This is a genomic window from Tepiditoga spiralis, assembly GCF_014701195.1.
GTDB lineage: Bacteria > Thermotogota > Thermotogae > Petrotogales > Petrotogaceae > Tepiditoga > Tepiditoga spiralis.
On record NZ_AP018712.1, the window covers coordinates 1,818,584 to 1,839,996 of the forward strand.

Genomic DNA, 21,413 nt, shown 5'->3' on the forward strand with positions numbered 1-21,413 from the left:
TATGAAAAAAATTATATATACTCTTTTAATAGGTTTAAGTTTAGGATTAATCTTTAGCTCAAAACCATTTATATTGTTAATTTTCTCAAGCATATTAATATTTTCAATAGTATCTCAAGGTTTAAATATTCTTTCTGGTTATACTGGACAAATATCCATAGGACATGGTGCATTTATGGCTATTGGAGCATATACAAGCACTTTTTTATCTATTAATTTTAATACACCATTTATATTGAACTTATTGATAGTAATAATACTTTCTTCAATTTTAGGAATAATAATTGGAATGCCTGCACTTAGATTAAAAGGTTTTTATCTAGCAATAGCTACTATGGCTTTTGGAATTTCTATTCAAGAATTAATTTCTTCTTTCTCTTTTCTAGGAGGACATATAGGGATAAGAAATATTCCTAAAATATTTAACAATGATTTTGGTATGTTTATTTTAAATTTAATATTTTATACATTATGTATTTATGTGAGTGATTTAATAGTAAATTCTACTATAGGGATAAAATATAAAATGGTAAGAGATAGTGAAGTTGCAGCTAAAGCTTATGGAATTTCTATTTCAAAAATAAAAGTACATGCATTTGTAGTAAGTTCTATTTATGGTGGAATTGCTGGGAGCCTATATGCACATACTATTGGTTATATATCTCCAACTGATTTTGGATTAAACACATCTTTAAACTTACTTGCCATAATAGTAATTGGAGGTATGGCATCGTCATATGGTAGTTTAATTGGTTCTATTATAATTATTGGACTTCCTTTCTTATTCTCAAGAACTATGATACCCATGTCTTTTATATTTGGAATATTATTAATAATTTTTGTTCTTTTTATTCCTAATGGAATTTTTTATGGTATATTAAAAGGATATTATAATTTTTTTGAATTACCTTTTATTTATTTTATAAAAAAATATCATAAAAAATATAAAAAAGTAAATAAATTTGTAGAAATAAATAATAAAAAAATACATTATTATGAAAACGGAGAAGGCATACCAATAGTAATGATACATGGAAATTTTGCTTCTTTGAATTGGTTTAATCAAGTAAATACTATTGAAAATTTTAAAATTTATTCTTTAGATTTACCAAACTTTGGATTATCTGATAGAATAAATGAATTTAGTATTGATACATATTCTAATTATGTAAAAGAATTTATTATAACATTAAAAATTAAGAATCCAATAATAGTTGGTCATTCATTAGGTGGAGCAATTGCAATGAATTTAATTTTAAAAAATCCAAATTTATCTCAAAATTTAATTTTAATAAATTCATCTTCAATAGATGGATTAAAAACACCTGAAGAAAATTATCCAATACTAAATCTCTATAAAAATAATTTTTCACTCTTTAAAAAAGCTTTAAAATCAATCATGCCCGAAATGCAAAATAAAAAACTTTTAAATGAATTAGTAAAAGATGGCCTTTTAATGAAATCTGAATGTTTTATAGAAAATGCTCGAGCCCTAGAAAAATATAATTATTTAAAATTGAAAAATAAATTTAATGGAAAAATGTTATATTTGTATGGTAAAAAAGATACAATAGTTAGTACAACAATGGCTAAAAAAACAACTGATTTTTTTAATGGAAAATTAAAAATTATAGATCATGTTGGTCATTCATTAATACTAGAAGATCCAAATTTATTTATAACTATATTAAAAGATTTTTACAAGGAGTAAATTATGAATAAAAAAAATACAAAAGATAAAATAATAGATTCTGCCATTGAATTATTTTCAAAAAAATGGTTTGAAACAGTTTCAGTTGCCGAAATTTGTAGAAATGCAGGTGTTTCAAATGGAGTAATATATAGATATTTTAAAAATAAAAAAGTTATATTTGAATATCTTTTAAATTTATTACTCGAGTATATAGAAGAAATAACATCTACACTACAAGGAAATACTTCATCTGAAAAATTACAAGATTTTTCAGAAAAATTATTTAAAATTGCAATTGAAAAAAAATCTCTTGTTACTATTTTTAGAGAAGGGCAATTTAGATTCCCTGAATACGAAGAAAAATTAAGAAATATTTATATGAAAACCCTATCTGATATTTTCAATAAAAAAATATCAGAGGTTGAATATCTATATTTGTTATCTCCAATGAGATTTGTTAATATCAGATACGCTTATAATGCTCTTAAAACACCTATAGATAATTTAAAAAAATATTTGTTAAATGGATTTTTTGATTATAAATTAAACGACCTTGAAAAACTATTTTCAAAACCAAAATTTATAAAATACAAAAAAGATAATAAAACTAAAAGTAAATTATTAGATTCTGGAATAAAATTATTTGGAGAAAACGGATATTTCAATGTTGGAATATATGATATAACAAAAGAAGCAGGTTTTTCAGTTGGAACATTTTATTTATTATTTGATAGCAAAGATGAATTTTTAGAAGAAATAGTAAAAATAATTGGAAAAAAAGCAAGAGATTTTTTAAATACTAATCAAATTGATTCTTTAAATCCTCTTGAAAAAATAATAAGAAATATATACAATTTTATTTTATTTTTTAAAAAATATCATAATTATTATTTAATATTGAGAGAAGCAGAATTTGTTGTAAACAAGGAAGTTGTTGAATATTATAACTTTTATGAAAAAATGTATAAAAAATTATTTGAAAGTTTTAACTATAAAGATAATATTTTATTAGCTAATATTTTTGTTGGATATAATCACTATATTGGTATAGAAAGCATATTTAGTAAAAATATTCCAAGTATAAAAATATTTTTAAAACAATTTTCAAAATATCTTTCAAATGGTATTAAACATATCTAAAAAAAGTAAATAATGAAAAAAAGATGATTTATTAACATAAATCATCTTTTTTTCATTATAATTTCATTTTATTATATCAAAATTGATTATTCTTTTATTTTATAAATTTAATACAAATATTTAAATATTCATTCATTTTTTCTAAAAACATACCATGACCAGTTTCATTAAAAACTTTTAAAGTTGAATTTTTAATTTTTTTATTCATATTTTTCATTATATTTAAAGGAGTTATTATATCTTCATCGCCAGCAAGAATTAAAGTATCAGATTTTATAGTTTCAATTTTATTTCTAACATCAAATTCTTTATTAGATTCTGCAAGTCTTATAAATCCATCATACCAATCTTTATTTAAATAATCTTTAAATATTTTTCTTCTTGACATTAACCAATCATAATTATTGTTATAAAAATTTCTTGAATATATAATAGGTAATGCTATATCAAAAAATTTTTCTCCATCATATAGTTTTGCAGCTTGAATCCACAGCTGTCCTAAAACTTTTAAATAGTTATCAACATAATCAACCGTATTTGATAAAATTAATTTATCAACTTTTTCAGGAAATTTAAGTGTAAATAATTGTGAAACCATTCCACCATAAGAAAGCCCAAGTAAATTAATTTTTTTTAAATTTAATTCTCCAATTAATTCATTTAAATCATTGACATGAATTGAAATATCATATTTTTTTTCTTCATGCAATGACATTCCTTGATCTCTCATATCATAAGTTATTACAGTAAAATATTTTTCAAGAATCTTTACATGTTCAACCCAACTTAAAGTATTCATCATTATTCCATTTAATAACACTAAAGGCTTACCACTTCCGTGAATTTCATAATTTATTTTTTTGTTTTTAGATAACATAAGAATCACCTCTCATTTATTATATCACATTTATTTAAAGAGAGTAATTATACTCTCTTTAAATAATAAACTCCAGGTTCAAAAATATTGATTTCTTTTTCATTACTTATCAAATCTTTAAACTTATATTCCATTTTAAAAGTTTCAAAGGGTATTAAAACAAAAATTTCTATTTCTTTTAAATGGTTGTAAAAGATAGTGTATGAGATAAAATAGAACCAATTAAAGTACTCATAATTTAATTCAAATAAATGTTGATTATTTTCAAATTGAAAAATAGATTAAAAATAGAAATATTAAGATTATAAATACAATGTTAAAAGCAAAAAAAATATTTTTATTTCAAATAATTGTAAAGAATTTGTATATGAAGATCAAACAAAAATTATAAAAATGAATAATAATAACATTAAAAAAACAAAAATAGTTGACAATATATATATTTTTTTATATAATATTTTTGACATAAATAAAAATAGTTTAAAAGATTAAAAGAAGGTGATTTGAATATTTTTAATTGATAATATCAAAAATATTGATAATACTTTATTAATTGGTACAATTGGAGAAAGCATTTCTGGATGGATGGATAATAAATGATAAAAAAATTAACATTAAAACATTTATTAACTACATGTATGGGTTTATTGTTGTTATTTCTTATAAAAATTCTTGAGGTACCTGTTTTAACAAGTGATGTAATTGGTTTTTTTGTAATGCTTATTTCTATAGATATTTCAATGAACCTTATTAAAATGAAATATAACATTAATGATAAATTTTTTATAAATATTGCAGAGGTATTAAGAGCTATTATTTCTATTGTATTTTTTTGGTATTATCCACCAATGTATTTTTCATTTATTGGAGCAATATATGGCAAAAAAATTTTTAAATATTTAAATGAATAAAGATTTAATAAAAGCAATTTATGAACAGACTTTTGACAAGTAGACAATTAATTAAATTAAAATACTGCAAAAACTATAGTGTTTACAAACTAAAATTAATATGAAAGAAAATGTTGTATAAATAATAAACTATACATAAAAAAGTGCAAATTCATTAGAAAATGCACTTTTTTTGATATTAATATAATAAATTTAAAAGAAATGTACTCTCTTTAAATAATAAACTCCAGGTTCAAAAATATTGATTTCTTTTTCATTACTTATCAAATCTTCAAACTCATAATCTGCTTTAAAAGTCTTAAATGTTATTAAAACAAAAGTTTCTTTTTTATTCAGTTTTTTCTTAAATAAAATGCTATCATCACTACTATATATCAATTCATAACTTCCATCAGATAATTCTTTGTTTTCTTTTCTAATCTTTATTAATTTTTTTATTAAATTAAAGGTTTCTATTTCTTTTAAATTCCAATTTTTTTTAAATTTCATTGGAACTCTTCCACTTTCATGAAACCATTCAAAGTTTTTATCTCCAGCTAATGCTATTTCATTTCCATACTCTAACATAACATTCCCAGTTATTACCATAAGAACTTTCATAACATTAAAAAATATTTCTTTATTTTTACACAAATCTATGAACCTTGGTACATCATGATTTTCAACAAAATAAGTTAAATTAAAGTGTGTATCATTTAATTCATTTGATTTTGAAATCATTTTATAAAAGTCTTTTAAAGATTTATTTTTTTCTATAAATACATCTTTCAAAACATCATATATAAAAAAATCAAATAAACTTGTAAATATTTTTTCATTTTCAAAACTTTTAAATTTTTTTATTAATTCATAGTTTTCTTCTTCATCTGCAACATCATCCCAAACTTCTCCAAGTAAGATAACATCACTCTTTATCTTTTTCATTTCTTTAGAAAATTCTTTCCAAAAAGAACGTTCAATTCCCAAAGCATGATCTAATCTAAAACCATCAACATCAAAATTTTCTAACCAATACTTTCCAACATCAATTAAAAATTTTCTTGTTTCAATATCTGATATATTCCAAAATTGAAATAAGGTTTGCCATCTTTTTTCTTGAATAGACTGTGGTGGTTCAGTTTTCACATTAAAATTTTTAATTGATTTCATATCATAATTTTTAGATGCATGGTTTAAAACCAAGTCTAAAATTACCTTTATACCTCTCTTGTGAGATTCAATTAATAATTTTTTTAATACTTCATTTCTTTTATTTTCTTCTTTAGAAGAAAGGTGAGATGCAATTTTATAATAATTTATAGTATCATAACCATGAGTTGTTTTAGATTCATATATTGGACCTAAATAAATTAAATCTATTCCAAGATCTTGTAAATAATCTAATTTTTCAATAATCCCTTGTAAATCTCCTTCAATTGAATTTTTTTCAAACTTCAAATATTCTTCTTTTTTCCAATTGTTTTCAATATTTCCATCTTTAAAAAATTTAATTAATATATGATATCCAATAAACATAAATTCCTCCTCAAAAGTAAAGTTATTAAATACATTATAATAGAAAACGTTTTCAATAAGATTAAGAGATATTGTATTTCTTGTATTGAAAAAATATTTTTGCATTATATTCTTCAATAGTGTATAATTTTATTAATTATATTTTATAAAGAAGGTGATGCCTGAATATGAATTGGTTAAAATTAGATATAATTATTGATTATTCTATAAGAATTGGAGCAAGTTTACTTTTGTTATTTTTAACAAAAGTAGTTTCAAATGTTTTATACAATGCAATAACTAAAAATATTAAATTAAAGTATAAAAATTCTACTAAATCATTAATAAATTTAGCTTCATACACCTTTTCTGTTTTTATAATAATTTCTATACTCTTTAAGGATTTTATGCCATTTTTAACTGGAATGGGGATAAGTGGTATTATAGTAGGTCTTGCTGTAAAAGAACCTGTTTCTAATTTTATTTGTGGAATTTTAATAATGATGAACAAAATTTTTCTTGAAAATGAAGCAGTTGAAATAAATGATGTTAGTGGAACTATTGAAGAAATAACACTAAATCATGTTTTAATAAAAACTTGGGATGGAAAATTAGCTTATATTCCAAATAATATTGTTTGGTCTTCAAAAATCATTCATTATTGGCCAGAAAATATTAGAAGAAATGAATTAATTATTGGCATTTCTTATGAAAGTAATATTCAAAAAGCTTTATCTATCATAAATGAAACTTTAAAAAATTTTGACATTGTAGATGATGAAAACCATAGTACTATGATTTTATTTGACTCATTTAATTCTTCATCAATTGATTTTAATATAAAATTTTGGGTTAAAAAAGAAGATTTTTTTACACTAAAAATGAATTTAGCAAAAAAATTAAAAGAAGAATTTGATAAAAATGGTATTGAAATTCCTTATCAAAAAATAGACTTAAAAATATTAAAATAAAGATGGGAAATCCCATCTTTATTTTGTTTATTTATAAACATTATTTTTTATTTGTAGAAGTAAGAATACTTTTAAAAAATTCATCTTCATAACTGTTTTCTATATTTAATCCAATATTTGCATATTTACGAACTTTTTCATATTCTTTTCTTTCATTATAAACTTGTGTTAAAACCATAAGTGAATATATATAATTTTCTTTTACTTCCGAATAATCTTTTTTATTTTTACTATTTTCATATTTAATTTTATTATCATTCATATAATCTATTACATCTTTAATATATTTTTGTGCTTCATTTTTTAATCCAACATCATCTAAATAAAAAATAATATCTTGTTTTTTCCAAACATTCTTTATATCTTTATACTTTAAAAATGAATTTAAAATCGATAGTATTTTTTCTTTTTTCCATTTTCCTGATTTCAAATTTTCCTTTGAAATATATGATATATAATCTAAATAGTCATCTATATAATCAACAGTTTTTAAATAACTTAATTGATTGTTTTCATATTTAAATTTAAAATATCTTCCAGTTGGTGCATATGGAGAATCATTAGCTGCTACATAAATTTGACTTGAAGTTGGAAGAAAAACAACGCTTTGAACAGTTCCCCATTTACATATTGGATTATCTCCTTCTCTAAATCTTAATACATCTATCATATCTTTAGCACTTAATTTTTCATGATTTAATTTTGAATAAGCTTCTTCTTTTCTTGTTTTTGTATCTTTTAAATAATCTAATTTTTTGTTTTTTAGCTTTGTAAAATGATTTGTGGATGTAATTATATTATCATTTTCTATTTTTTCAAGATATTTTGAATCAAATTCAAAAACAACTGCTTTTTTATCTTTTTTACTTCCTATCATTAAATTATTACCAATTGTTCTTTTTGTTGATCTTAATATCTTTTCTACATCATCAACATTATTTGATTTTTCAAGTATCATTCTATATAAAATACCAGTTGGAATACCTGAACTTGATTCATTAACAGATTCCGATGTCATAGATCCCAAACTAATTCCTTTATCATTCGTTCCAGTCAAAACTCCTATTATACCAGGAAAATTCAATGATAAAAATCCATTTTCATCTTTTATATCATAAACAAACAAAACATTTGAATCCCAGATTGATTCAACATACATATAATCTAAATTTCTTCCATGAATGATTTCTCCATTCTCTGTATTCTTTCCCCATATAGCTGCATTAGTACATCCATATAAATTATAAATTTCATCATAAACATTCAATAAAATTATGGTATCTAATGATACTTTAGAAGCTTTTGATATTTCAGCCATTTCTTTTTTATATTTTACTGGAATATTTTTAAAATAACTTTTTAATGTATATCTAATTGCAATATTTTCAAAAAAATTAGTATCTTTCATTATATTTTTTAATTTTAATTCCATAGAATGTATATCATCTTTTAAAGCTAATCCATGCTGATATCCAATTTCTTCATAATTACCAGATAAATAAACTACTTTTATGTTCCCATATTTTTCTATTTTAAAATTTTTATTTTGAATTTTATCAACAGTATAATTTATTGGTAAAAATAAATATCCAATATATACTAAAATTAATAAAATCACAAAACTAATACTTAACGCTATCTTTTTCATACAAAAACCTCCACTTTAAAAATTTTTTTATAAAATATTTTTTTAATTAGTTAAAATAAACCCAAAAAATACTAAAATAAAGATACAAGGTTCATCTTTATTTTAGTATTATATATATTATTTTGTCCAATATCTTGATAATTCATTATCAATAAAATCATTCCATATTTTTTCATATTCAATTTTAAAGTCAAAAGAAATGTATAAACCAAGGGAATCGAGTAATATAAATGTTTTTTGTGAAATCAATTTTGTATCAGTATCTTTTTTTAATAATCCCATTTTTTTATATTCTTTAAATAAATTTTCAAATAAATTCATAAACATATTCATTAAATCATTTAATTTCATTTTTACAGAATTATTTCTTGAAGATTCTATCATTACTTCCAAAGTGAATTTTTGTATTTGAATATTTTCTTTATACATTTTTAAAGATTCAAACCCAAAGTTTTTAATATCTTCTAAAGTCAATGGAATATATTCACTAAAACCATTCATTATTTGTTTAGAAAAGAACTCTATTGTTTTTAAAAACAAATCTTCTTTACTTTTAAAATAATGATATAAAGCACCTTTAGAAACATTAGCTTTTTTTATTATTTGATTTATACTAGTTCCATTATATCCAGAATTTGAAAATTCTTCAAAAGCTGAAAAAATTATTTTATCATAAGTTTTTATTTTTTCCAAACTATTCACCTACTTTATCAATATAACTTATAATAGATGTAACTGTAAAAATAGTTATTAAATAACTCAAAGTGATTCCAATTGTAAATATTAATCCTAAGCCAACAAACCCTCGATACTTTGCAAGCATAAAAGAACCAAAAGCAGCAACTGTTGTTAATGTAGTTAAAGTTATAGCTTTTCCAGTACTTTTTAAAGCTTTAGACAAACTTTTTTCTATTTTATATCTATGAATTAAATGTATTCCATCATCAACGCCTATACCAATAATTAATGGAAAAGCAATTATATTTACTACATTAAATTTTATATTAAACCATCCCATAATTCCAAGTAATATTATAACAGATAATATCATAGGAAGTGTTGCAATTATTGAATATTTAAAATTTCTTAAGTCTAATAATAATACAAAGTAAATGGCAATTATTGTTGCTATAAGTATTTTACCTCCTTCTTTTCCAGATAATTCTATAACTTTTAAAAATATTAATCCAGTTCCGCTAACTTCTTTATCTTTAATTTTATTTAAGTCATTAAAATATTTTTTTTGAAAATCATATTTCCATATATCTCCAGATGGATAAACTGTTGTTAGATATAATCCATTATTATAATAATTTTCTTTTATATTTTCTGGAATTGAATTTATGGTTATAAAATTTTTTGTATTTAAATTATTTTTTATATTGAATAAAACAGAATTTATTTTTTTCTCTGCATTTAAAAGGGTTAATGAGCTTTGTTTACTTATTTTATTTACTATATTACTTTTCATTAAATTCAATAATGAATCAGCTAATTTATTTTCTTTTAATGCTCTTAAAGCCAATGAAGATTTTAATAAATTAACATTTAATAATGAGAGTTCTTTTCTTAACTTACTAATATCAATTTTCTCAATTTGAGAATTATAATTTTTTATAGCTTTTGAATAATTTAATCTTGAATTTTGTAAGGTTTTTTCTGGTATATAATCCACAATACTATCTATCATAGACACTGTTTCAAGTTTAGTCAGCTGTTTTTTTAATCTTCGAGCATCTTCTAAAGAATCATTAATAAATATTGTATTATCAGAAGATAATTCAAACTTTTCAATTAATTTTTGGTTTAATTCTAAACTTTTTAAACCTTTTGCTTCTATTTTCATCATGTTAGTTTCAAAACTAACATTTCCGATTTTATAAAAAGATAAAACTAATAATACAATAGTTATAATTAATGCTGGGAGTCTAATTTTTTTAATATTTATATTTATATTATAGCTTTTAGATTGTTTAAATTTATTTCCATATATCATTAACAATGAAGGTAAAATTAAAATTGAAGCTATTAATATAGATATTATTCCAAGAGATAAAACAATTCCAAATTCCTTAAAAGCTGGGAAACTACTAAAAGCAAATAATCCAAATCCAATCGCTGTTGTTACAGAACCAGATATTATTCCTCGAACACTTTTTAAATAAATTTGTCTTATAGAATCTTCTATATTATATCCTTCATTTCTATATTCAAGAAAAATAGAAATAATATGTATTGAATAATCAATTCCAAGTCCCATTAAAATTGAAGCCATCATCATCGTCATAATATTTAATGAACCAATAAGAAAGTAAGTAAGTCCAAGAGACCATAAAATTCCTATTAATAATGGTACCACAGATAAAATAGTATATCTAAAAATCTTAAATCCTAAAATAAAAATTATTAAAATTAAAATTAAAGATACAATAGTAGAAACAGCCATATCTCTATCAGAAGTTTCCATTTCATCTCTTGAAATAACATATGTACCAGTTATATCTGCTTTTACATTGTATTTTAAAGCATTTTCTTTTATTATTTTTTCTACAGTATTTACAAAATTAACAATTTTAAAAATATCATTTGAATCTATGGATGGATTTATTATAAAAATACCCATTTTCCCATCATTTGAAATCATATATTCAGATCCCAATAAAAAATTTTTAGTATTTTTTTCTATATTTTTATTTTCATTTATTGAATTTAAGAGAACAGTAAGATTTTTTATTATTGACTTAAATTGTTTTTTAGATTGATTATCAATTTTATATCCTTTTTTTGGTTCTTCAAAAGACTTATTTAATGCATGAAAAAATGATACAAGAGAATCAGAAGTTAAAATTTGTTTTAAATATTCTTGTTCTAAATCATTTGAAAATAATATTAAATTTTTTGATATAAATTCTAAAGGCATTTTTGATATTACATTATCTGTGTCTTCTAAAGTTTTAATTTTTTCTGAAACATTGTTTATGTAATTAATAATATCTTTTTCATTTCCATTTATTCCAACTATTATACTATCTATTCCATTAAATGTTTTTGATGCTTTATTGTAAACTTTAACATAACTATTATTTGCTGGAAGAAGATCTATCATACCAGGTTTTATAATTAGTTTAGTTATAAAAAAAGACATAACAACAGTTAAAACAATTGAAACTAAAATAATACGTTTGTGATTTTTAATAATAAAATTTGCAAATTTGTTCATTTTACACCTCCAGATATTATTTTCTGTATAGGCAAAGCTTTATAAAAATTTTTATCATTTTTTTTAGTGGAAATTGCATCAGATGGGCAATAAGTTATACATCTCATACACGCTTGACACGAATCATTAAAAACAGGATATTTGTCAACAGTTATATTATTTACAGGACAAATTTTTTCACACAGTCCACAAGAAACACATTTATTTTCATCTACTTTTGGGGATATATATTTTGAAATAACTTTCCAAACCACTTTATTAGAAACTAAATAATAAAGAAGATCTGATAAAATTGGATTTCTACCCCACTTTGATTTATTATTTATTATAGAACTTATATATGTTTCTACTTGAGATAATGAACCTTTTATTTTTTTATTATTAATTTCTTTTTTTGAAAGAAAATTACTTGGCATTTTAAATTCATATGCCCCTATTGGGTTGAATCCCTTTTTTAATAAAATTCTTTTCATAGGACCAACAACTGCACCCGAAAACATTTCAAGAGTATCTAACATAAATATATCAGTGTTTTCAACATTTGGAAAATTTTTAACAAAATCCCAAACAAATGGATAGGTACTTTGAACTGCAACTGGAAAGGCTAATCCAATTATATGAGAAACATCAATATTTTTTGGATTTGATTTTTCTAATCTATATAAATTAACTTTAAAGTTATTTTTTTCAAATACTTTTTTTGCTTTTTCAACAATTAAATAAGTATTTCCTGTCCCAGAAAAATAATAAAAGTCTATTATTTTAATATTAATCCCTCCTTTTTAAAAACCGACCGTTCGGTATATAAAAACATAATAACATAATTTTTTTCATTTGTCAATTACTAATAATTTGAATAAAAAAATGTGTGAGTTTACTCACACATTTTTAAGATATTTCAGCATTTTCAAATTGACTGTTATAAAGATTTGCATAAAAACCTTTTCTTGTAAGAAGTTCTTTATGTTTTCCTTGTTCTACTATATCTCCTTCATTCATTACCAATATTAAATCAGCATCTCTTATTGTAGATAAACGATGAGCAATTATAAAACTCGTTCTATCTTTCATTAAATTATTCATTGCCTTTTGTATTTTGACTTCAGTACGAGTATCAACAGAGCTTGTAGCCTCATCAAGTATTAATATTTTAGGATCTGCAAGAATAGCTCTTGCTATTGTAATTAATTGCTTTTCTCCTTGAGAAATATTGCTTGTTTCTTCATTTAAAATCATATCGTAACCTTTTGGTAAATTGTGAACAAAGCTATCTACATGAGCCATTTTAGCTGCTTTTATTACTTCTTCATTTGTTGCATCAAGTCTTCCATATCGTATATTATCCATTATACTTCCATTGTATAGCCATGTATCTTGCAATACCATACCAAAAAGTGAACGTAAATCATTTCTCTTATAATTTTTTATGTTATTTCCATCAACTAATATCTCGCCATCATTTACATCATAAAAGCGCATTAATAATTTTACTATTGTTGTCTTACCAGCACCAGTTGGACCTACTATTGCAATTCTTTGACCTGCTTTTACAGATGTAGAAAAATTCTTAATTACTATTTTATCAGTATATCCAAAATGTACATTTTTAAATTCAACACCTGTATGAACTTCTGGTATTTTTGCTGGATTTTTTATTTCTTCAATTTCTTCTTCTTCATCTAAAAATTCAAAAACACGTTCTGATGAAGCCGCAGTTTGCTGTAAAATATTTGAAATATTTGCAAGTTGTGTTATTGGCTGAGTAAAAGACCTTACATATTGAATGAAAGCCTGTATATCTCCAACTTCCAAAGCTTTTTTTGAAGCTAAATATCCTCCAAGAACACTTATTGCTACATATCCTAAATTTCCAACAAAAGACATTATTGGCATCATCAATCCTGATAAAAATTGAGATTTCCATGCTGCACCATACAACACATTATTATATTTATCAAACTTTTTAATACTTTTTTCTTCTCCATTAAAAGTTTTCATTATTATGTGTCCGCCATACATTTCTTCAATATGACCATTAACATGACCCAAATAATCTTGTTGTTGTTTAAAATATTTTTGAGATTGTTTTATTATACCTATAATCAACATAAAAGATACAGGAATTATTGCAAGTGCTATTAAAGTCATTTGCCAACTTATACTCAACATCATTATTAATACACCAACAACAGCTGTAAATGAAGTAATTAACTGTGTTAAACTTTGATTTAATGTTTGACTTACTGTATCAACATCATTTGTTATTCTTGAAAGAACTTCACCTTGTGTTGTTTTATCAAAATATTTTAAAGGTAATCTATTTATTTTTTCAGAAATTTCTTTACGTAATTTATAAGTAACCTTCATAGATACACTTGACATTATCCATCCTTGAATATAACTAAACAATGCACTTATTAAATATAGTCCTGCAAGCAAGAGTATTATATTGCCAATATATGCAAAATCTATTCCATTCCCAGTACCAGTTATTTTTCCCATTATTCCTTCAAATAACTTTGTAGTAGCTTTTCCTAAAATTTTAGGGCCTACTATTGTAAAAATTGTACTAAGCACTGCAAAAATAAAAACAATTATGAATGAAAATTTAAAAGGACTTAAGTATGCAATTAATTGTTTCATAGTTTTTTTAAAGTTTTTGGCTTTTTCTCCACCTCTCATAATTCCACCAGGTCCGTGTCCAAAGCCACCTCTTCTTCTTTGTGTTTTTTCACTCATGCTAATTCCTCCCTTGATAACTGGGATAATGCAATTTCTTGATAAGGTACACAATTTTTCATTAAATAATCGTGAGTTCCAATTCCAACTATTTTCCCTTCATCTAATACGATAATTTGATCTGAATTCTTTACAGTTGAAATACGTTGAGCTACTATTATAACTGTACTATTCTTTGTTTCTTCTTTCAAATCTCTTTTTAATTGAGCTGCAGTTTTAAAATCTAATGCAGAAAAACTATCATCAAAGATATATATTTTTGGTTTCTTTAAAATTGTACGAGCAATAGATAATCTTTGTTTTTGACCTCCAGAAACATTAGATCCGCCTTGTGATATTTCTGTATCAAATTTTTTAGGACTTTTTTCAATAAATTCCATAGCTTGTGCTATTTTTGCTGTTTTAACAATATCTTCGTCAGTAGAATTTTCATTTGCATACTTTAAGTTAGACTTTATAGTTCCACTAAATAAAATTCCTTTTTGAGGAACATAACCTATTTGTTTTCTCAATTCACTCTGTTTTAAATCTTTAATATTAATTCCATCAATTAATATTTCTCCTTCGGTTGCATCATAAAATCTGAGGATTAAATTTATCAATGTTGTTTTTCCAGAACCAGTTGATCCAACTATTGCAGTTGTTTGTTTTGGTTTAGCTTTAAAAGTTATATTTTTTAACATGTTTTCTTCTGCACCATTGTATTTGAATGAAACATTTTTAAATTCTATTTCACCTTTAGCTTCATCTAAATTTTTTGGATTTTCAGGATCTTTTATAGAAGCATCTGTTTCTAATACTTTAGCAATACGTTGACCAGATACAGAAGCTCTTGGCACCATTATAAACATAATTGCTAACATTAAAAATGAAAAAATAATTTGCATAGCATATTGCATAAAAGCCATCATATCTCCAACCTGCATGCTTGAATTAGCTATTTGATGTGCTCCAACCCAAACTATTAAAATTGAAACTCCATTCATAATTAACATCATTGCAGGCATCATAACTACCATTATACGATTTACAAAAAGAGAAACATTTGTTAAATCTAAATTAGCCTTATCAAATCTTTTTTCTTCAAATTTTTGTGTATTGAATGCTCTTATAACCATAAGACCAGATAAATTTTCTCTTGCAACTAAGTTCAATTTATCTATTAATTTTTGAACTATTTTAAACTTTGGAAAAGCTACAGAAAATACGATTAAAATCAAACCAAGTAATACTAAAACGGCAAGAGCTATTATCCAAGACATTGAAGCACTCTTTTGAAGAGCTTTAAAAACTCCACCTATACCTATTATAGGTGCATAAAATAGTATTCTTATTATCATAAAAACAACTTGTTGTATCTGTGTAATATCATTTGTAGTTCTTGTAATCAAAGAAGAAGTAGAAAATTTGTCAAATTCAGCATTTGAAAATTTTTGAACCTTTGAAAAAACATCTCTTCTTAAATTTTTTGCCACTCCAGCTGCCGTTTTTGCCGCTAAGAATCCAACTAAAATTGTACTTATTCCACTCAATAACGATAGCAAAAGCATAAATAAACCAGTATTTATTATATATTTACTTTGAAGTTTAGAAGTATTTATTCCAACTGCATCATATTCTTTTTTTAAATAAGAAACCGCTGCTTGATTTACCATATTATCTCCAAGAGAGGTAAATTTTTCATTCATTGAATTTGCCATTTCAATTCTTTGAGTTTCAGGCAAAAATGATAAAAATGAATATATATTTAACTTAGCAGGTATTTTTGTACCATTTAAATCTATAAAACCATCTTTTTCATTTTCTTTTAGCTTTTCTATTCCTTCAATAGCTAAAAAACCTTTTCCAAATATTTTTTTTAATGGTTCTAATGTTTTTGAATCATTATTTTTCAATACATAAATAGGCTCTTTTTTTAAAATTGGATATTTTTTTAAATATATTGCATACTCTTTTTTGGTTTTATCAATATAAATGTAATTCTTAGAAAGTTCTTTTTTTTCATTTGTAGACAAAAATAAACTTAATTTATCTACTGTACTTTTTCTAATTGCTATTGGAACAGAATTTTCTATTCCATTTTGCTGTATTCCAACATTTACTATCTTTGACATATAATCTGGTAATGCCAAATCACTCAATGATCTAACAGAAACAAACAAAATAGCAAGTAATATGATAAAAGCAAAAGGTTTTAAATACCTAAAAAGTTTTGTCATTTAATTTACTCCTTTCCTAATTTTTTATTGTTTTCTAAAAAAGCTTTTTTATGTTCTTCTGTTGATAAAAATTTTAAATTATACTTTTTTTTAAAAGGTAGCCTTAATGTATTATAGAAAACTGAAAAAAATCTACTTTTTATAGTTTTTTCTTTATTTCTTAATGCACCCGTTGGACAAGCCATTATACAGGAGTTACAATTCAAGCATAGTTCTGGATGAATCATTACGGGACGCTTTCTAATTCTTTTATCAATACCCATTAAAGATACTTTCATGGTTTTAAATTTCCATATTTCTTTTCCTCTTGGACAAGCTGTTATACACTCACCAGCTCCACCACAAATTGGATAATCAATTGTATAATTTGTTTTAGATTTCATTTCTTCATAATAAATTTTCCAATCTTTCATTATGTATACCTCCAACTACTCTTCAGTTTTTAATAATTTTTCTAATTTTTCTAAACCATCAAGAATTGAATTTATATCTTCGGATGATGCATTATTCATCATTATTTCAAAATTCTTTTCTATATTTTCAAAACTTTTTTGAAATTCTTTTTGAAAATCTTTAGTTATTGTTACATAAACAACTCTTCTATCTTTTTCACTACGGATTCTTTCAACCATTTTTTGTTTTTCTAATCTGTCAACTATTCCAGAAATAGTACTATTTGATAAACCTAATTCTTTACTTAAATCACTAATTTTCATTTTTTTATGTTTTGCTAAAGTTCCAATTAGCATACCTTGTGGTCCAGTTAAGTTAAATTCCTCAAAATTTTGTTTAATTTTATTTCTCATGTGATTCATTATATTTTTTAAATACTTTACAGCTTTAATACCTTTTTCTACTTCATTCATATACATTCTCCTTGATTATATTTTCTATAAGAATATTTCGCATACGAAATAATTATATATCAAAAAAAAATATAAGTCAAGCATTATAATCTCTATTAATAGTAACATTTTAAAAATATATTTTTGCATATTAATGTTTTTTATGATAAAATAGTTTGTATGATTTTTTATATGGAGGTGATAAATTAAAAATAAAATAAAAAGGAGGTGAATTCAGTTAAAAAAAGCGCCAGACCCTTAATGGGTGACGAGGATCGAAACTTATCGAATATTCGGCGGATGGTTTCGGGGCATTGGTATAGTCCTTAAAGGATTTACAAAACTCAAAGGAAACTTTGAGGACAAAAAAATCCAAATATCAAAAAATAAAAATAAAAAAATGCAATCAATTTGCATTTTATTTTTTTGGAGGAATAAAAATGTGTGGAATAGTTGGATATATAGGAAACAAAAATGCAAGAGAAGTGTTAATAGACGGATTGGATAAGTTGGAATATAGAGGTTATGATTCTGCTGGAATGGCACTTCTTTCTGAAGAAGAATTAAAAGTTAGAAAATTCAAAGGAAGATTATCCGTTTTAAAAGAAAATGTTGAAAAAGAAAATTTGTATGGAAATGTTGGAATAGGTCACACAAGATGGGCAACGCATGGCGAACCATCTGATGTTAATTCACATCCTCATACAAGTGAAAATAACAATATTGCAGTTATTCATAATGGTATTATTGAAAATTATATTCAATTAAAAGAATGGTTGATAAAAGAACACGATATTAAATTCAAATCTGAAACAGATACAGAAGTAATAGCACATCTCATAAATCATTTCTATAATGGAGATTTATTAGATGCGGTTTATAAGGCAATAGATAAAATGGAAGGTGCTTATGCTATAGGAGTTCTTTGTAAACAAGAACCAGACAAAATAATAGCCGTTAGAAAAGATAGTCCATTAATAGTTGGAATAGGAAAAGAAGAAAATTTTATAGCTTCTGATATACCAGCACTTTTAAAGTACACAAGAAATGTATATTTAATAGAAAATGGAGAAGTTGTTGTTTTAACAAAAAATGATATAAAAATATACAATGAATTGAGGCAAGAAGTAAAAAGAGAAGTATATAAAGTTAATTGGGATGTTGAGTCAGCAAAAAAAGATGGCTTTGAACATTTTATGATGAAAGAAATTAATGAACAACCAAAAGGAGTACATGAAACACTATTTAGACGTTTAAAAGAAGATAAAGTATATATAGATGGTATAAAAATCACAAAAAAAGACTTAGAAAGAATAAATAAAATTTATATAGTAGCTTGTGGAACAGCCTATCATGCAGGACTTGTAGCAAAACGTGCAATAGAAAATTTTGCAAAAATACCAGTTTATGTTGATGTTGCTTCAGAATTTAGATATTCCGATCCATTTGTAGACAAAAATACTCTATTCATTGCAGTTAGTCAATCAGGCGAAACACTTGATACCTTAGCCGCTTTAAGAGAAGCTAAAAGAAAGGGTGCAAGGGTATTATCTGTTGTAAATGTTGTAGGAAGTTCTGTTGCAAGGGAATCTGATGATGTTTTTTATACTTGGGCTGGACCTGAAATTGCAGTTGCTTCAACAAAAGCATTTACAACTCAACTCATAGCTTTATATTTAATTGCACTTCACATGGGAATAACAAATGAAAAGCTTACAGAAAAAAGATATTTTGAAATAATAAAAGAACTAAAAGTTTTACCAGAAAAAATAGAAAAAATACTTAAAAATACAAAACAAATCCAAGAATTAGCAGATAACAATTTTAATAATAACAGTATATTTTTTATGGGAAGAGGTATTGATGTTGATATTTCAATGGAAGCTTCATTAAAATTAAAAGAAATATCTTATATAAATTCATTTGCAATACCAGCAGGAGAGTTAAAACATGGAACAATAGCCCTCGTTGAAAAGGGAACATTAGTCATAGCAATTTCAACACAAAAAAGACTTACAGAAAAAATGATTTCTAATATAAAAGAAGTTAAAGCAAGAGGTGCAAAAGTAATAGTTGTTACTCTTGAAAGTAATAAAGATGTTGTAAAGGTTGCAGATGATGTTATATATATACCAGAAACATTAGACATCTTAACCCCTGTTTTAAGCATAATACCAATGCAAATATTTGCTTATTATGTGTCAATTGCAAGAGGCAATGATGTTGATAAACCAAGGAACTTAGCAAAATCCGTAACCGTAGAATAAAGTTACTACAATTAAACAATTAATTAACTTAAGAAACTTATTATTAACACGGTAAAGATAGAATAAAAATGAAAATATAAGAAATCCCCCCTGAGATAAAAGATCCCAAAATTAAGTGCCCGAAAGGGCACATTTTTTTATTTGTATAAAAAAGAATTTTGGAAATTTAAATAGAATATACAGAAAAGATTTTTTATAAAAACTATTATTATTACGATTTTAGAGATATCATTTATAATTTAAAAAATGATACAAAGTACTTATTGTTAGATTTAAGAGATACATCAAGAGGATCTTTTAAGAATGTTGTGCATACACTTAATTTTATTGGAGATAAGTCAAATAATTTAATAAAAAAATTTTTGTTAAAAAAAATAATAAGATAATTTAAGAAAAATATCCATACTTTATAAACGGAAGAAAAAAATAAACAAAAAAATATACGTTTTAGTAAATGAAAATACAGAAATGTTTGGAATTTCATTTGCACATCATTTAAAGGAAAATGTATTGGCAAAAATAATAGGGGTTGATCCTTATAGAGATCTAAATTTTAAATTTAGATCTCTATAATAATTACTATACATTACCAAATACAAGATTAGCTTTAGTAATACCTGATACTCAGATATTCTTATCTAAAAAAACAAATAATTTAAAGATTAATACTTCACTTTCATATAAATTTAATAAAAAATTATATACAAATAAATGCTTGATTTTCAAATTATAAAAAAAATCAAGCATTTATTTGATTATTTTACTCTATATTAGTATTTAATCAATATTTTTATAAACTATAAAAATATGATATAATTTATTGTTATGGTTTTCGTTAAAACATTATAAATAAAATATTAAAATTTAATTTTAATTATAAAAAAACGTAATATAATAAAAAGGAGGGAAAAGTATGAAAGAAAAACTACTTATTTTATTGTTTGTTTTAAGTTTTACTATTTTTACATTTAGTTTCCAATTGTCAGGAAGTTATTTATTGGAACTATCAGGATACGAGAGAACTTTTTATGGAACTAATGTTATATTAGGAGATAAAGATATTATCGGCTTAGAATTTGGTGTTTTTTTACCACCAGATACTATTGAAACAGGTGAATTAACTTATCTTCAACCAACAACTTTTCTTTTAGCTCAATTACCTCTTAATAATTTTAAATTTTTTACAGGAATAAGCCCTATATTTCAATATTATAAAAGTGAATTTTCATTGTACTCTTATACTATGTATTTAACAAAAGCTGGGCTTTCATTGTATTTAGGACCCATAGTTTTAACTGGAGGAATTAACACAATAATTGATCTTTCATTTCAGCAAACATTTGGTATTTACGGAGTATACGGAGAACTTGGATTAAGATTCTAAAAAGG

The 21,413-nt window shown here is 23.6% G+C and carries 16 protein-coding genes; 6 read left to right on the forward strand and 10 right to left on the reverse strand.

The window, feature by feature from the left end; translation table 11 throughout:
- The first annotated feature begins 1 nt into the window (after nucleotide 1).
- Both IGS63_RS08515 and IGS63_RS08520 read left to right on the forward strand, forming a co-directional pair.
- Nucleotides 2-1,711, forward strand: a complete 1,710-nt coding sequence (locus IGS63_RS08515) for an alpha/beta fold hydrolase (RefSeq protein WP_190614130.1) — start codon at nucleotides 2-4, stop codon at nucleotides 1,709-1,711.
- A 3-nt stretch (nucleotides 1,712-1,714) separates the two neighbouring features.
- Complete coding sequence (locus IGS63_RS08520) at nucleotides 1,715-2,833, forward strand: TetR/AcrR family transcriptional regulator (protein WP_190614131.1); 1,119 nt, start codon at nucleotides 1,715-1,717, stop codon at nucleotides 2,831-2,833.
- 94 nt (nucleotides 2,834-2,927) lie between these two features.
- On the opposite strand, the gene IGS63_RS08525 is transcribed toward IGS63_RS08520, so the two are convergent.
- The gene (locus tag IGS63_RS08525; RefSeq protein ID WP_190614133.1) at nucleotides 2,928-3,710 is read right to left on the reverse strand and encodes an alpha/beta fold hydrolase; all 783 of its coding nucleotides are present in this window, start codon (nucleotides 3,708-3,710) and stop codon (nucleotides 2,928-2,930) included.
- A 596-nt stretch (nucleotides 3,711-4,306) separates the two neighbouring features.
- Here IGS63_RS08525 and IGS63_RS08530 point away from each other — a divergent pair.
- Nucleotides 4,307-4,621 carry a hypothetical protein gene (locus IGS63_RS08530; RefSeq protein WP_190614134.1) on the forward strand — a complete coding sequence of 105 codons (315 nt, stop codon included), beginning with the start codon at nucleotides 4,307-4,309 and terminating at the stop codon, nucleotides 4,619-4,621.
- Nucleotides 4,622-4,813: 192 nt separating this feature from the next.
- Here IGS63_RS08530 and IGS63_RS08535 read toward each other — a convergent pair whose 3' ends face one another.
- Complete coding sequence (locus IGS63_RS08535) at nucleotides 4,814-6,136, reverse strand: alpha-amylase family glycosyl hydrolase (protein WP_190614136.1); 1,323 nt, start codon at nucleotides 6,134-6,136, stop codon at nucleotides 4,814-4,816.
- Between the two features lie 167 nt (nucleotides 6,137-6,303).
- Here IGS63_RS08535 and IGS63_RS08540 point away from each other — a divergent pair, with 167 nt between their 5' ends.
- The gene (locus tag IGS63_RS08540) at nucleotides 6,304-7,086 is read left to right on the forward strand and encodes a mechanosensitive ion channel family protein (protein WP_190614138.1); all 783 of its coding nucleotides are present in this window, start codon (nucleotides 6,304-6,306) and stop codon (nucleotides 7,084-7,086) included.
- Nucleotides 7,087-7,126: 40 nt separating this feature from the next.
- Here the strand turns inward: IGS63_RS08540 and IGS63_RS08545 are convergent, their stop codons facing one another.
- From IGS63_RS08545 to IGS63_RS08580, 8 genes are all read right to left on the reverse strand, one after another.
- Nucleotides 7,127-8,734: a C45 family autoproteolytic acyltransferase/hydrolase gene (locus tag IGS63_RS08545; protein WP_190614139.1), complete on the reverse strand. Its 1,608-nt coding sequence runs from the start codon at nucleotides 8,732-8,734 to the stop codon at nucleotides 7,127-7,129.
- Between the two features lie 117 nt (nucleotides 8,735-8,851).
- Nucleotides 8,852-9,427, reverse strand: a complete 576-nt coding sequence (locus tag IGS63_RS08550; RefSeq protein ID WP_190614141.1) for a TetR/AcrR family transcriptional regulator — start codon at nucleotides 9,425-9,427, stop codon at nucleotides 8,852-8,854.
- A 1-nt stretch (nucleotide 9,428) separates the two neighbouring features.
- A complete protein-coding gene (locus IGS63_RS08555) occupies nucleotides 9,429-11,954 on the reverse strand; it encodes an efflux RND transporter permease subunit (protein ID WP_190614143.1) in 2,526 nt (841 codons plus the stop codon).
- Complete coding sequence (locus IGS63_RS11645; protein ID WP_194687797.1) at nucleotides 11,951-12,727, reverse strand: EFR1 family ferrodoxin; 777 nt, start codon at nucleotides 12,725-12,727, stop codon at nucleotides 11,951-11,953. Before IGS63_RS11645 ends, IGS63_RS08555 begins: the two co-directional genes overlap by 4 nt.
- Before the next feature lie 115 nt (nucleotides 12,728-12,842).
- Complete coding sequence (locus IGS63_RS08565; RefSeq protein WP_190614147.1) at nucleotides 12,843-14,693, reverse strand: ABC transporter ATP-binding protein; 1,851 nt, start codon at nucleotides 14,691-14,693, stop codon at nucleotides 12,843-12,845.
- Nucleotides 14,690-16,912: an ABC transporter ATP-binding protein gene (locus IGS63_RS08570; RefSeq protein ID WP_190614149.1), complete on the reverse strand. Its 2,223-nt coding sequence runs from the start codon at nucleotides 16,910-16,912 to the stop codon at nucleotides 14,690-14,692. Before IGS63_RS08570 ends, IGS63_RS08565 begins: the two co-directional genes overlap by 4 nt.
- Nucleotides 16,913-16,917: 5 nt before the next feature.
- Entirely contained in the window at nucleotides 16,918-17,325 is a 408-nt protein-coding gene (locus IGS63_RS08575; protein WP_190614150.1) for a 4Fe-4S dicluster domain-containing protein, read from the reverse strand.
- Between the two features lie 15 nt (nucleotides 17,326-17,340).
- Nucleotides 17,341-17,778: a MarR family winged helix-turn-helix transcriptional regulator gene (locus IGS63_RS08580; RefSeq protein ID WP_190614151.1), complete on the reverse strand. Its 438-nt coding sequence runs from the start codon at nucleotides 17,776-17,778 to the stop codon at nucleotides 17,341-17,343.
- Nucleotides 17,779-18,197: 419 nt separating this feature from the next.
- Between IGS63_RS08580 and glmS the strand changes: the two genes are divergently transcribed.
- Both glmS and IGS63_RS08590 read left to right on the forward strand, forming a co-directional pair.
- A complete protein-coding gene (glmS, locus tag IGS63_RS08585; protein ID WP_190614153.1) occupies nucleotides 18,198-20,024 on the forward strand; it encodes a glutamine--fructose-6-phosphate transaminase (isomerizing) in 1,827 nt (608 codons plus the stop codon).
- Between the two features lie 913 nt (nucleotides 20,025-20,937).
- The gene (locus tag IGS63_RS08590) at nucleotides 20,938-21,408 is read left to right on the forward strand and encodes a hypothetical protein (RefSeq protein WP_190614155.1); all 471 of its coding nucleotides are present in this window, start codon (nucleotides 20,938-20,940) and stop codon (nucleotides 21,406-21,408) included.
- The last annotated feature ends 5 nt before the right edge of the window (nucleotides 21,409-21,413 follow it).

Excerpts from the sequence above, each read along its gene's own strand:
- IGS63_RS08575 (WP_190614150.1), bottom strand. The coding sequence starts at position 17,325 with ATGAAAGATTGGAAAATTTATTATGAAGAAATGAAATCTAAAACAAAT.
- IGS63_RS08540 (WP_190614138.1), top strand. The coding sequence starts at position 6,304 with ATGAATTGGTTAAAATTAGATATAATTATTGATTATTCTATAAGAATT.
- IGS63_RS08580 (WP_190614151.1), bottom strand. The coding sequence starts at position 17,778 with ATGAATGAAGTAGAAAAAGGTATTAAAGCTGTAAAGTATTTAAAAAAT.
- IGS63_RS08590 (WP_190614155.1), top strand. The coding sequence starts at position 20,938 with ATGAAAGAAAAACTACTTATTTTATTGTTTGTTTTAAGTTTTACTATT.
- IGS63_RS08535 (WP_190614136.1), bottom strand. The coding sequence starts at position 6,136 with ATGTTTATTGGATATCATATATTAATTAAATTTTTTAAAGATGGAAAT.
- IGS63_RS08515 (WP_190614130.1), top strand. The coding sequence starts at position 2 with ATGAAAAAAATTATATATACTCTTTTAATAGGTTTAAGTTTAGGATTA.
- IGS63_RS08545 (WP_190614139.1), bottom strand. The coding sequence starts at position 8,734 with ATGAAAAAGATAGCGTTAAGTATTAGTTTTGTGATTTTATTAATTTTA.
- glmS (WP_190614153.1), top strand. The coding sequence starts at position 18,198 with ATGTGTGGAATAGTTGGATATATAGGAAACAAAAATGCAAGAGAAGTG.
- IGS63_RS08570 (WP_190614149.1), bottom strand. The coding sequence starts at position 16,912 with ATGACAAAACTTTTTAGGTATTTAAAACCTTTTGCTTTTATCATATTA.
- IGS63_RS08555 (WP_190614143.1), bottom strand. The coding sequence starts at position 11,954 with ATGAACAAATTTGCAAATTTTATTATTAAAAATCACAAACGTATTATT.
- IGS63_RS08520 (WP_190614131.1), top strand. The coding sequence starts at position 1,715 with ATGAATAAAAAAAATACAAAAGATAAAATAATAGATTCTGCCATTGAA.
- IGS63_RS08525 (WP_190614133.1), bottom strand. The coding sequence starts at position 3,710 with ATGTTATCTAAAAACAAAAAAATAAATTATGAAATTCACGGAAGTGGT.
- IGS63_RS08565 (WP_190614147.1), bottom strand. The coding sequence starts at position 14,693 with ATGAGTGAAAAAACACAAAGAAGAAGAGGTGGCTTTGGACACGGACCT.
- IGS63_RS08530 (WP_190614134.1), top strand. The coding sequence starts at position 4,307 with ATGATAAAAAAATTAACATTAAAACATTTATTAACTACATGTATGGGT.